Source organism: Bradyrhizobium sp. LVM 105 (assembly GCF_003957705.1).
Taxonomy (GTDB): domain Bacteria; phylum Pseudomonadota; class Alphaproteobacteria; order Rhizobiales; family Xanthobacteraceae; genus Bradyrhizobium; species Bradyrhizobium frederickii.
In genome coordinates, this window is the sequence record NZ_QZMV01000008.1 from 86,181 (window position 1) to 98,307 (window position 12,127).

A 12,127-nucleotide genomic window follows, 5' to 3' on the forward strand; every position below is an offset into this window, starting at 1 on the left:
AGCTCCTCGCAATGACGGAGGAGACAGATGGGCCGCCACTTGCGCTCGTCGCTTTATGATGTATTTTGTATCATTGTATACATCTCAGATATCATTTATAACTGCTGGTAAGTGAGGCCGCGGTGATCACGTCGTTCCAGATGCGGGCAGCCCGCGCGCTGCTCGGCATTGACCAGAAAACCCTGGCCGAGCTTGCCGGTGTGTCGTTGCCGACCATCCAGCGGATGGAGGCCTCGACCGGCAATGTGCGTGGCGTGGTCGAGACCCTGATCAAGGTGGTCGAGGCGTTCGAGCGGGCCGGCGTCGAGCTGATCGGCGAGCAGGTCCGCAGCGACAGCGGCGGGCGTGGCGTTCGCCTGAAGGAGCCCGGACCGCCGCGCCGTGTCGGAGCATGATCGGGGCGTTGATCGTGCTCGGGATCAAGATCGGCTAGCGCAACGGTCGCAACACGGGACGCACGATGCTTCGGAGCATCGAGGGGCAGCGGAGCAATTTGCTGAGATGAGCATCACAAGCGATCACGCGGGCCGGCTGCACCAGCCGCGTCAGCCGACCTTTGCCGAACTGTATCTGCCGAAGCTCGTCACCGTCTGGCGTGAAGGCTACGGCCTCGAGGATTTCCGCGCCGACGTCTTCGCGGGCCTGACGGTTGCGATCGTGGCGCTGCCGCTGTCGATGGCGATCGCGATCGCCTCGGGCGTGACGCCGGACCGCGGCCTCTACACCGCCGTGGTCGGCGGCTTCATCGCCTCGCTGCTCGGCGGCAGCCGGTTCCAGATCGGCGGCCCCGCCGGCGCGTTCATCGTATTGGTCGCTGCGACCGCGGAGCGCCATGGCGTCGACGGCGTCGTCCTCGCCACCATGATGGCGGGCCTGTTCCTGATCGCCGCGGGGCTGTTGCGGATCGGCACCTACATCAAGTTCATTCCCTATCCGGTGACGGTCGGCTTCACCGCCGGAATCGCCGTGATCATCTTCGCCAGCCAGCTCCGCGATCTCTCGGGCATCACGCTCGCGGGCAAGGAGCCCAGCGAATTCGTGCCGAAGCTGCTCGCGCTCGCCGGCGGCCTCGATACCCTCAATCCATCCGCGGTCGCGGTCGCCGTCGTCAGTGTCGCCATGATCGCGGCTTTGCGGATCTGGCGGCCGTCCTGGCCCGGTATCCTGATCGCGGTCGTGTTCGCGGCCGTCGTGTGCGCGGCGTTCTCGCTGCCGGTCGAGACCATCGGCTCGCGCTTCGGCGGCATTCCGCGCGAATTGCCCTCGCCAGCCTTGCCCGCGTTCTCGGTTGCGAAGGCGACCGCCGTGCTGCCCGACGCGATCGCGTTCGCGCTGCTGGCCGCGATCGAATCGCTGCTGTCTGCGGTGGTCGCCGACGGCATGACCGGGCGCCGTCACCGCTCCAATTGCGAGCTGGTGGCGCAAGGTGCGGCCAATATCGGCTCGGCGCTGTTCGGCGGCATCTGCGTCACCGGCCTGATCGCGCGCACCGCCACCAACATCCGCGCCGGCGCCCGCGGGCCGCTCGCGGGCATGCTGCACGCGGTCTTCCTGCTGCTGTTCATGCTGATTGCGGCGCCGCTTGCGAGCTACATCCCGCTCGCCGCGCTCGCCTCGGTGCTGGTCGTGGTGGCCTGGACCATGGCGGAGAAGCATGAGTTCGGCACTTTGCTGCGCTCGTCATGGGGCGATGCCGTCGTGCTGCTCGCGACCTTCCTGCTGACGATCTTCCGCGACCTGACCGAAGGCATCCTGGTCGGCTTCGCGCTCGGCGCGGTGCTGTTCATCCATCGCATGGCGGAGATGGCGGGCATCGAGGAACGCACGCCGCTGGCCGCCGCCGATCGCCCCGACGACGGCAATGGCGACCGCGTTCCCTACGATTCCACGCTTGCGGTCGACCGCGACGTGCTGGTCTATCGCATCACCGGTGCGTTCTTCTTCGGCGCGGCCTCCGCGATCGGAGAGGTGCTCGACGCCGTCGCCGACAAGCGCAAGGCCTTCGTGGTCGACTTCGCCGCGGTGCCGTTCCTGGATTCGACGGCGGCCAATGTGCTCGGCCGCGTCGCCGCCAAGGCGCACCGCGAGGGCATCAAGCTGTTCATCACGGGCGCTTCGCCCGCGGTCCGCCGCGTGCTGCTCACCCATGGCGTGACGCCGCCGCGTGCGCGCTATCGCACGAGTCTCGAGCGCGCCATCGCCGACATCAAGGGCGGAGCAAGCGCTGAGGCTGCCGCGAGCTGACGGCACGGCTTTCCCGCGCCGGCCGGCCTGAGCGGCGCTGTGGCGCCCATGCGCTTGACAGAGCGGGCGCGACGCGAAATGGATCGCCTCGGAATACGACCCCGAGGGAAAAATGACCGCGCCCAGGACGCCTGCAGCCTGTCTGATCGGATGGCCGGCCGCGCATTCGCGCTCGCCGCTGATCCATCATTACTGGCTGCGCACGCTGGGCATCGAAGGTGGCTACGTCATCGAGGCGGTTCCGCCCGAGGACCTGCGCGATTTCGTGCTGCGGCTGTCGCTGCGCGGCTTCGTCGGCGCCAACGTCACCATCCCGCACAAGGAGAGCGTGCTGGCGCTGTCGACGCCCGACGCCCGCGCCAGGGCCGTGGGCGCGGCCAACACGCTGTGGTTTGCCGATGGCGAGCTGCACTCGACCAATACCGACGTCGAAGGCTTCATTGGCAATCTCGACGCCAGCGCGCCCGGCTGGGAGGCGGCCGAGGAGGCGCTGGTGCTGGGCGCCGGCGGCTCCTCGCGTGCGGTCGTGTTCGGGTTGCTCGAACGCGGCATCAATCGCGTGCATCTTGCCAATCGCACCGTCGCGCGGGCCGAGGCGCTGGCAAGGCAGTTCGGGCCCAACGTGCATGCCGTAAAATGGGATGGCATCAACGACGTCCTGCCGCGCGCAAAACTTCTCGTGAACACGACCTCGCTCGGCATGCACGGCCAGCCGTCACTCGATGTCGATGTCGCGCGCCTGCCGCAGGCGGCCGTCGTTGCCGACCTCGTCTATGTCCCGCTGGTGACGCCGCTGCTCGCTGCCGCAGCAGCGCGCGGCCTGAGGACCGCCGACGGGCTCGGCATGCTGCTGCATCAGGCGGTGCGCGGCTTCGAACTGTGGTTCGGCCGGAGGCCCGAGGTCACGGCCGAGCTGCGCGCGTTGGTCGAGGCCGATCTCACAAAGACTTGAGAGGGACGCAGCGAATAGCACCCCATCTCCGGAGTTCCACCCCGTAGGGACAATCGGAGACCGAAATGACCATTCAACGCGCAACCTTCACCCGTCCGCTGATCGCCGTCGCGATGGTGGCCATATCGACTTACGGCGCCTTCGCCCAGAGGGCGCCGGTGCCGACGCGCGTGCGCGGCACCATCGAAGCCGTCAACGGCGACACGATGCAGGTCAAGTCGCGCAGCGGCGAGGACGTCAAGCTCCGCATCGCTCCCGACCTGAAGGTGTCAGGGATCACGAAGATCTCGCTCGCCGACATCAAGGTCGGCTCCTTCGTCGGCGCGACTACGGTGCCGGGACCGGACGGCGGCCAGGCCGCCGTCGAGGTGCATGTGTTTCCGGAGAGCATGCGCGGCACCGGCGAGGGCTCGCGGCCCTATGACCTCAAGCCCAACTCCAGCATGACCAATGCGACGGTGGCGGAAAGCGTCGTCGGCAATGACGGTCATACGCTGCTGGTCAAGTACAAGGACGGCGAGAAGAAGGTGTTCGTCGCGGACGATACGCCGGTGGTGACCTTCGTGCCGAGCGACAAATCCGAGCTGAAGCCAGGTGCCAAGGTCATCGCTTTCATCAAGCAATTGCCCGACGGCTCGTTCGAGACCAACCGCGTCAGCGTCGGCCGCGACGGCCTGACGCCGCCGATGTGAGAAGGGGGCAATCGTAGGGCGGGCAAAGGCGCGCCAGCGCCGTGCCCACGTCTTTTCTCGCTCGGCGAAAGGTGGTGGGCACGCTTTCGCTTTGCCCACCCTACGGCACAGTCTCCGCGCTCACACCGCGATGATATGATCGTCGATCTCGTCGATCCGGTTGACGCCGCACAGGCCCATGGTGGTGAGCAGCTCCTTCTGGATGATGTCGATCGCCTTGGCGACGCCGGCTTGGCCGCCGGCGCCGAGGCCATAGGCATAGGCGCGGCCGATCATGCAGGATTTTGCGCCGAGCGCGAGCGCGCGCATCACGTCCTGGCCGGAGCGGATGCCGCCGTCGAACATGATCTCCATCTTGTCGCCGACCGCATCGGCGATCTCGGGCAGCACCTCGATCGAGGACGGCGCGCCGTCGAGCTGACGGCCGCCATGGTTGGACACGACGAGGGCCTGCGCGCCGGTCTTGGCGGCTTCCTCGGCGTCCTCGACGTCGAGGATGCCCTTGATGATCAGCTTGCCCGGCCAGATGCTGCGGACCCACTCGACGTCCTTCCAGCTCAGCGACGTGTCGAACTGCGAGGCGGTCCATTCGGCAAGGCGGTTGAGATCCTCGGTGTTCTTCACGTGACCTGCAATGTTGCCGAAGGTGCGGCGCTTGCCCTGCAGCACGCCGGAGACCCAGCTGGGCTTGCTGGCGAAATCCAGCAGCTTCGACAGCGACCATTCGGGGGGTACCGTCATGCCGTTCTTGATGTCGGCGTGGCGCTGGCCGATCACCTGCAGGTCCACGGTCAGCACCAGCGCGCTGCACTTGGCCGCGATCGCACGCTGGATCAATTCCTTGATGAAGCCGCGGTCCTTCATGACGTAGAGCTGAAACCAGAACGGCTTCTCGACGCTGGCGGCGATGTCCTCGATCGAGCAGATCGACATGGTCGATTGCGTGAACGGGATACCGGCGGCCTGCGCGGCGCGGCAGGCGTGGATCTCGCCGTCGCCGTGCTGCATGCCGAGCAGGCCGACGGGCGCCAGCATCAGCGGCATGGTCGAGGGCTCGCCGAGGATCGTGGTCGAGGTGTCGCGCTTGGAGACGTCGACCAGGATGCGCTGGCGGAACTTGATCGCCTGCATGTCCTCGCGGTTGGCGCGCAGCGTCTCCTCGGCATAGGAGCCGCGGTCGCAATAGTCGAAGAACGCCTTCGGCACGCGGCGCTTATGCAGGGCGCGAAGATCGTCGATACAGGTGATATGTTTCATGCTCGTTTCCCCGGCCCGTCTTGTACCCAAAAGTCTTGCTACCTAAGAGGCTTGCATCGGAAGATTTCGAGGTCATCTAGCATGGTTGGATGCACAGCCAAATCGTTTGCGGAAGGTTTTGCAGGAGGCCGCCATGACCAAGCCGCACGCCGGACCTTCACCGGAAGAGATCAAGGAAAAGCATGATCTCGAGGAAGCGCTGGAAGAGGGGCTGGAAGAGACCTTTCCGGGCTCCGACCCCGTCAACGTCACCCAGCCGGCGCCGAGCCGGGAGGACGGCCGCGTCAAACGCAGCGGCTAGGGCCGGTCCGTCTGGTTCCGGCACTCTCTCGGGAACTGGAGTGTTAACAAGACGTTATCGGAATCGCGGCGGACCTGGTTCCGTAATGATTTATCATATTTCTTGAAGCCAAGTTAGCCGTGCAGGCATTATAAGACCCCAGCAAATCAGGGATGCGGGGCCTGTTCGGGCAGCCCGTGGTTGTCGAGGGGATTCCCTGATCGTTGCGTTGGGGGACGATTATGAGCCGCAAATATTTCGGGACGGACGGGATTCGGGGCCGCGCCAACGGACTGATCACGCCGGAGCTCGCGCTCAAGGTCGGCCAGGCCGCAGGCCTTGCGTTTCAGCGCGGTGACCACCGCCACCGTGTCGTGATCGGCAAGGACACCCGCCTCTCGGGCTACATGATCGAATACGCGATGGTCGCCGGCTTCACCTCGGTCGGCATGGATGTGCTGCTGGTCGGCCCGATGCCGACGCCTGCGGTCGCGATGCTGACCAAGTCGATGCGCGCCGATCTCGGCGTCATGATCTCGGCGTCGCACAATCTGTTCGAGGACAACGGCATCAAGCTGTTCGGCCCGCAGGGCTTCAAGCTCTCCGACGACGTCGAGAGGCAAATCGAGCAGCTGCTCGACGAATCGCTCGACAAGAGGCTGGCACAGAGTGCGAGCTTGGGCCGCGCCCGCCGTATCGACGGCGTGCACGACCGCTACATCGAATTCGCCAAGCGCACGCTGCCGCGCGATCTGTCGCTCGACGGTCTGCGCGTCGTGGTCGATTGCGCCAACGGCGCCGCCTACAAGGTGGTGCCGGAAGCGCTGTGGGAGCTCGGCGCCGACGTCGTGCCGATCGGTGTCGAGCCCGATGGCTTCAACATCAACAAGGAATGCGGCTCGACCTCGCCGGAAGCGCTGTCGAAGAAGGTGCGCGAGATGCGCGCCGACATCGGCATCGCGCTCGACGGCGATGCCGATCGCGTCATCCTGGTCGACGAGCGCGGCCATATCGTCGACGGCGACCAGCTGCTCGCGGTCATTGCACAGAGCTGGAAGGAAGACGGCCGGCTGTCGCGGCCGGGCATCGTCGCCACCGTGATGTCCAATCTCGGGCTCGAGCGCTTCCTGAACGGGCAGGGGCTCGATCTCGTCCGCACACCGGTCGGCGACCGCTACGTGCTCGAGCAGATGCTGAGCGGCGGCTACAATCTCGGCGGCGAGCAGTCCGGCCACATCATCCTGTCCGACTACGCCACCACCGGCGACGGCTTCGTGGCCGCGTTGCAGGTGCTGGCGGTGGTGCAGAAGCTGCGCCGCCCCGTGTCCGAGGTCTGCCACCGCTTCGATCCACTGCCGCAGATCCTCAAGAACGTCCGCCACAAGGGCGGCAAGCCGCTCGACGATTCCGACGTCAAGTTGGCGATCTCCGACGGCGAGAAGCGGCTCAACGGCCACGGCCGCCTGCTGATCCGCTCCTCCGGCACCGAGCCGGTGATCCGCGTCATGGGCGAGGGCGAGGACCGCATCCTGGTCGAGGACGTCGTCGACACCATCGTCACCGCGCTGGGCCAGGCCGCGGCTTGATGTTTTTCTTACCCTCCCCTGGAGGGGGAGGGTCGATCGCGCGAAGCGCGAGCGGGGTGGGGTGATCTCTCCACTCGGGCACTGTGGGATGCGGAGAGACCGTCACCCCACCCCGTCTCATGTCTCGCTTCGCTCAACATGAGCCGACCCTCCCCCTCCAGGGGAGGGTAAGCGACGAGAACACCCACGCATCCCAGCCATCGACGATTGAGGGTGGTTCGACCGCCGCTTGCATCGTAACTAGCGGATGCGGCGGTTCGCCGCGCCGGGATCGCTGCATTGAACAAGCCTGTCGTCGTCTCAGAGGAAACGCTGACCGAGCCCGTCGTCGTCGCTGACGTGGCGCCGGCCGCCAAGGCGGCGGGTCCGGCCTATATCGTGCTCGCCGGCATCAGCTTCTCGCACTTCCTCAACGACACCATGCAGTCGCTGATCGCCTCGGTGTATCCGATCCTGAAGGACACCTACGCGCTCGATTTCGCGCAGATCGGCATGATCACGCTGGCCTTCCAGTTCACGGCCTCGCTGCTGCAGCCCGTGGTCGGGCACTACACCGACAAGAAGGCGCAGCCCTACTCGCTGGCGATCGGCATGGCCTCGACCTTCTTCGGCCTGCTGCTGCTCAGCGCGGCGCAGCAATATCTCGTCATCCTCGTCGCCGCCGCGCTGGTTGGCCTCGGCTCGGCGGTGTTTCACCCGGAGTCCGCGCGCATCGCGCGGCTCGCCTCCGGCGGCCGCTACGGCTTTGCGCAATCGGTGTTCCAGCTCGGCGGCAGCTTCGGCACCTCGATGGGGCCGGTGCTGGCGGCGCTGATCGTGGTGCCGTTCGGGCAGGGCAGCATCGCCTGGTTCTCCTCGATCGCGTTCCTGGCGATCCTCATCCTGTGGCGCATCGGTCGCTGGTACGCGCCGCAGATCAAGGCGAAGAAGATGGCGCCGGTTCAAGCCCATCCCGACGCGCCGAGCTCGCGCCGCGTCGCCGTCGCGCTGCTCGTGCTGGTGGCGCTGCTGTTCTCGAAGCAGCTCTACGTATCGAGCCTGTCGAGCTACTACATCTTCTATTTGATCGACCGCTTCGGCGTGTCGACGCAGGCCGCGCAGATCTACCTGTTCATCTTCCTGGCGGCGAACGCGGTCGGCGCGTTTCTCGGTGGCCCGCTCGGGGATCGCTTCGGCCGCAAGATCGTGATCTGGATGTCGATCCTCGGCGCGCTGCCGTTCACGCTGGCATTGCCCTATGCCGGGCTCGCTGCCAGCGCCGTGCTCAGCATCGTCATCGGCCTGATCATCTCCTCGACGACGTCGTCGATCATCGTGTTCGCACAGGAGCTGGTGCCGCATCGTTTCGGCATGATCTCCGGCGTGTTCTTCGGCGTCGCCTTCGGCATCGGGGGCCTCGGGGCCGCCGTGCTCGGCAAGCTCGCCGACCACACCTCGATCGAGTTCGTCTACCAGGTCTGCGCTTATCTGCCGGCGATCGGCTTGCTTGCGGTGTTCCTGCCCAAGCTGCCGCGGCACACGCGTTAACGCGCCCTCTCTCGCTGCAGCCCACGTTCACGGATCGTTAGCAATTGCGGCCAAGTTGCCGCACTTGATGCGGCGTTCCTGCAACGCTCACGTGCCGTGCACGCGAGCGGTGAGAAAAAATCAACCTTAAAAATTAGGGTTAAGTGGCGCTTAAACATTTGCTGGCATCGTCCGCTCCGTGAGTTTCCAGAACGTGAGGCCTGTGTATTTGCCTCACCGGCCAAAAGGACGAAGCCAATGCGTAGCGTTAAGTCTCTCCTTGCCGCGGGTGCGGCAACCCTGATCTCGTCGATGGCTTTCGCCGCGGACATGCCGATCGCGGCACCCCCTCCCATGTACTCGCCGCCCGCTCCGCCGGCCGACTTCGGCGGCTGGTATCTGCGCGGCGACATCGGCATGACCAACCAGAGCGCCAAGCGCATCGAGAGCGCCCTGCCGGCCGGGTATTCGAAGACGACGGAAGGCCTCGGCTTCGACTCCTCGCCGCTGTTCGGTCTCGGCGTCGGCTATCGCTTCAACAACTGGTTCCGCGGCGACGTGATCGGCCAGTATCGCGGCAAGGCCAACCTGCACGGTGCCGACAACGTCATCGGGCCCGGCTTCGTCGGCTCCAACAATTACAGCGGCAGCAAGTCCGAATGGGTCGTCATGGCCAACGCCTATGTCGATCTCGGCACCTGGTGGTGCATCACTCCGTTCATCGGCGCGGGTGTCGGCGGTTCCTATAACAAGATCAGCGGCTTCCGCGACGACGGCGTGTCGTACAGCCCGTTGCTCAACAACAGCGTCGCCTACTTCGCCGACAACGGAAAGTGGAATTTTGCCTGGGCCGCTCACGCGGGCCTCGCCTACAAGGTCAATCCCGGGTTCACGGTCGAACTGGCCTACAGCTACATGAACCTCGGCGACGCAGCGCCCGGCAATTACCGCCTTTTCGACAACAGCGCCTCGGGCCCGACCACGATCAAGATCAAGGAGCTCACCTCGCACGACGTCAAGCTCGGCGTGCGCTGGGATCTCAACAGCCCGCCGGTCTACGCGCCGCCGCCGCTCGTCACCAAAGGCTGATCGCAAGCCTCATCGCTTAAGCTTTCTTAACGGCGCGGGAGCAACCCGCGCCGTTTTGCTTTGCGTATTTTTCATGGCGAGCAGCGGCGAAGGCGGCTCACGCAACCATTGGTTAAGGTTAACGGGCCATGATCATCGCAACAGTTCGAGTCCGATGGAGCGTTGCGATGCGTGGGCTTTTGTTGGCGGCAGCGATGTTGGGGACGGTGTCTGCCGCGCACGCGGCCGATATGCCTGACCTGCCGATCCTGCGCGGCAGCTTCACCGACGGGCTGACGAGATCGGCCGTCAACTGGCAGGGCTCGTATATCGGAGCGCAGGCCGGCTATGGCTCGTCCGACGAGAACTTCAACGGCTCGACCAGCAACATGATGGCAGCCTTGTTGGCGGATACGCTGATCGAGAGCTCGATGGGCGTGTCCCAGTGGAATCTCGGACTGGGCAAAGCCTCGCAGCGCACGACCGGTTACGGCGCCTTCGTCGGCTACAACGCGCAATGGGACGATGTCGTGATGGGCATCGAAGTGAGCTGGCTGCACGGCAAGTTCGGGGGGATGACGTCGGCCAGCGAAAGGCGCGTCAGCGCCACCGCTCTGGCAGACGGCAATTTCCATGATGTCACGGCGACATCCACGTCTTCGATCAGCATCAGCGACATCGGAACGTTCCGCGGCCGCGCCGCTTACGCATGGGGATGCTTCCTGCCCTACATGTTCGGGGGTCTCGCGCTCGGCAATGCCGACATCATACGTACCGTCAACGTGCAGGATCGCGTCAGTCCGACCCAGTTTGGGATTTACACGCCGCTGGCGCCGTTGAGCTCGACCGATGCCCAGCATAGTCACCTGATCTACGGCTACACGGCCGGTGTCGGTGTCGATGTCAATCTGGTCGGCGGCCTGTTCATGCGCGCGGAGTACGAATACATTCGCTTCGCCGCCCAGGTCGACACCAGCATCAACACCGTCCGCGCCGGCCTCGGCTACAAGTTCTGACGCAAGGTCGCCGCGCCGCGGTTGACAGTTTCGCTCCGTCCTGATGCTCTGTCGCTCCATAGCGGGGCGGCAGCGATGAAGGTCTACGGCGACAGCAATTCCGGAAACTGTCTGAAGGTGAAGTGGGTCTGCGATCATCTCGCATTGCCCTACCGGTGGGTCGAGATCGACACCCGCAAGGGCGAGACGCGCACGCCGCAATTCCTCGAGATGAACGGCGCCGGCCAGGTGCCCACGGTCGCATTCGACGACGGCCGCACGCTGGCGCAGTCCAACGCCATCATCCGCTATCTCGCCCGCGACAGCGCGCTCGTTCCGCGCGACGCCTTTACGGCCGCGAAGATGGATGAATGGCTGTTCTGGGAGCAGTACAGCCACGAGCCCTATATCGCGGTGTGCCGCTTCCTGCTCGTCTATCTCGGCAAGGACGCATCCGAGCTCGACCCCGAGAAGGTCAAGCGCGGCTATGCGGCACTCGACCGCATGGAGCAGCATCTGGCGGCCAGCCGTTTCTTCGCCGGCGAAGCGGTTTCGCTCGCCGACATCTCGCTGCTCGCCTATACCCGCGTGGCGCACGAAGGCGGCTTCGACCTCGACCGCTATGCTTCCGTCCGCCGCTGGATCGGCGACGTCGAAGCGTTTCTCGGTCTTCCGCCGGCGCGCTGAGGTTGGAGTTTCGACATGAGCACCGTCTCGATTCGCAGCGCCCGCCGCGACGACGTTCCCGCGATCGTGGCGATGCTGGCAGACGATCATCTCGGCCGCGCGCGCGAGCGCGTCGAGGATCCGTTGCCCGCCGCCTATTACGACGCGTTCGCGCGGGTCCAGCGCGATCCGAACCTCGCGCTCGTGGTGGCCGAGAGCGAGGGCAGGGTGGTCGGCTGCCTGCAACTCGCGATCCTGCCGGGCATCAGCTCGCAAGGCGGCAGTCGCGGCCTGCTCGAGGACGTGCGCGTTGCCACCGATTGTCGCAGCCGCGGCATCGGCGAGCAATTGGTGCAATGGGCGGTGGCAGAGGCCAAGGCACGCGGCTGCAATCTGGTCGAATTGCTGACGCACCACACGCGAACCGACGCGCAGCGCTTCTACAAGCGACTTGGATTCACGGCGAGCCACGTCGGTATGACCGTCCGCTTTTGAGGCAGCATCGCGCGAGCGTTGCACAATCAGCAAATTCAGGGCGCGCATTCGTTCGTGTTAAGAGCCGGTAAACTACCCGCCGGTCGTTCACGTTGATGAAGGAACGAACGGTGCTAGGCAGCGTCAGAAACCGGGCTCGGTCGGTTCGGGGATTTCGATGACAAGCTATTCCATGATCAAGGTCGGCAACGATTACGTCGTGCAGGCCAACGACAAATGCATTTTGAAAGTCGGCAGCCGCCGCCGGGCCGCGCAATTGATCAGCGAGGCCACGGACTTGCTGAATGCGCTCGCGGTCGTGGAATCCCCCGATATCGCACCGGATGCGCCTTCACCCCAGCGTGAGACGCCGGAACTTCCTTGACTGCTCTGCCCGATTCCCGTAT

The 12,127-nt window shown here is 65.3% G+C and carries 13 protein-coding genes; 12 read left to right on the forward strand and 1 reads right to left on the reverse strand.

The window, feature by feature from the left end; all coding sequences use genetic code 11:
- Positions 1 to 122: 122 nt before the first annotated feature.
- The 4 genes from D6B98_RS22500 (at position 123) to D6B98_RS22515 (ending at position 3,888) form a co-directional block, all read left to right on the forward strand.
- On the forward strand, positions 123 to 395 hold the full coding sequence (locus D6B98_RS22500; RefSeq protein ID WP_126259104.1) for a helix-turn-helix domain-containing protein: 273 nt from the start codon (positions 123 to 125) through the stop codon (positions 393 to 395).
- Between the two features lie 106 nt (positions 396 to 501).
- The gene (locus D6B98_RS22505; RefSeq protein ID WP_126259105.1) at positions 502 to 2,244 is read left to right on the forward strand and encodes a SulP family inorganic anion transporter; all 1,743 of its coding nucleotides are present in this window, start codon (positions 502 to 504) and stop codon (positions 2,242 to 2,244) included.
- Positions 2,245 to 2,356: 112 nt separating this feature from the next.
- On the forward strand, positions 2,357 to 3,196 hold the full coding sequence (locus D6B98_RS22510) for a shikimate dehydrogenase (protein ID WP_126259106.1): 840 nt from the start codon (positions 2,357 to 2,359) through the stop codon (positions 3,194 to 3,196).
- Positions 3,197 to 3,261: 65 nt separating this feature from the next.
- Positions 3,262 to 3,888 carry a hypothetical protein gene (locus D6B98_RS22515; protein ID WP_126259107.1) on the forward strand — a complete coding sequence of 209 codons (627 nt, stop codon included), beginning with the start codon at positions 3,262 to 3,264 and terminating at the stop codon, positions 3,886 to 3,888.
- A 120-nt stretch (positions 3,889 to 4,008) separates the two neighbouring features.
- Here the strand turns inward: D6B98_RS22515 and D6B98_RS22520 are convergent, their stop codons facing one another.
- On the reverse strand, positions 4,009 to 5,145 hold the full coding sequence (locus tag D6B98_RS22520) for an alpha-hydroxy acid oxidase (protein WP_126259108.1): 1,137 nt from the start codon (positions 5,143 to 5,145) through the stop codon (positions 4,009 to 4,011).
- A gap of 133 nt (positions 5,146 to 5,278) precedes the next feature.
- Between D6B98_RS22520 and D6B98_RS40050 the strand changes: the two genes are divergently transcribed.
- The 8 genes from D6B98_RS40050 to D6B98_RS22560 all read left to right on the forward strand — a co-directional run bounded on the left by D6B98_RS40050 (position 5,279) and on the right by D6B98_RS22560 (position 12,105).
- The gene (locus D6B98_RS40050) at positions 5,279 to 5,446 is read left to right on the forward strand and encodes a hypothetical protein (protein ID WP_164718789.1); all 168 of its coding nucleotides are present in this window, start codon (positions 5,279 to 5,281) and stop codon (positions 5,444 to 5,446) included.
- A gap of 221 nt (positions 5,447 to 5,667) precedes the next feature.
- On the forward strand, positions 5,668 to 7,011 hold the full coding sequence (glmM, locus tag D6B98_RS22525; protein WP_126259109.1) for a phosphoglucosamine mutase: 1,344 nt from the start codon (positions 5,668 to 5,670) through the stop codon (positions 7,009 to 7,011).
- A 279-nt stretch (positions 7,012 to 7,290) separates the two neighbouring features.
- The gene (locus D6B98_RS22535; protein WP_164718790.1) at positions 7,291 to 8,538 is read left to right on the forward strand and encodes an MFS transporter; all 1,248 of its coding nucleotides are present in this window, start codon (positions 7,291 to 7,293) and stop codon (positions 8,536 to 8,538) included.
- A 237-nt stretch (positions 8,539 to 8,775) separates the two neighbouring features.
- Complete coding sequence (locus D6B98_RS22540; protein WP_126259112.1) at positions 8,776 to 9,606, forward strand: outer membrane protein; 831 nt, start codon at positions 8,776 to 8,778, stop codon at positions 9,604 to 9,606.
- Between the two features lie 167 nt (positions 9,607 to 9,773).
- Positions 9,774 to 10,601 carry an outer membrane protein gene (locus D6B98_RS22545; protein WP_205680516.1) on the forward strand — a complete coding sequence of 276 codons (828 nt, stop codon included), beginning with the start codon at positions 9,774 to 9,776 and terminating at the stop codon, positions 10,599 to 10,601.
- 75 nt (positions 10,602 to 10,676) lie between these two features.
- On the forward strand, positions 10,677 to 11,267 hold the full coding sequence (locus tag D6B98_RS22550) for a glutathione S-transferase family protein (protein ID WP_126259113.1): 591 nt from the start codon (positions 10,677 to 10,679) through the stop codon (positions 11,265 to 11,267).
- Positions 11,268 to 11,282: 15 nt separating this feature from the next.
- Positions 11,283 to 11,741: a GNAT family N-acetyltransferase gene (locus D6B98_RS22555; RefSeq protein ID WP_126259114.1), complete on the forward strand. Its 459-nt coding sequence runs from the start codon at positions 11,283 to 11,285 to the stop codon at positions 11,739 to 11,741.
- A gap of 172 nt (positions 11,742 to 11,913) precedes the next feature.
- Positions 11,914 to 12,105: a hypothetical protein gene (locus D6B98_RS22560; RefSeq protein ID WP_245481442.1), complete on the forward strand. Its 192-nt coding sequence runs from the start codon at positions 11,914 to 11,916 to the stop codon at positions 12,103 to 12,105.
- Positions 12,106 to 12,127 lie beyond the last annotated feature (22 nt).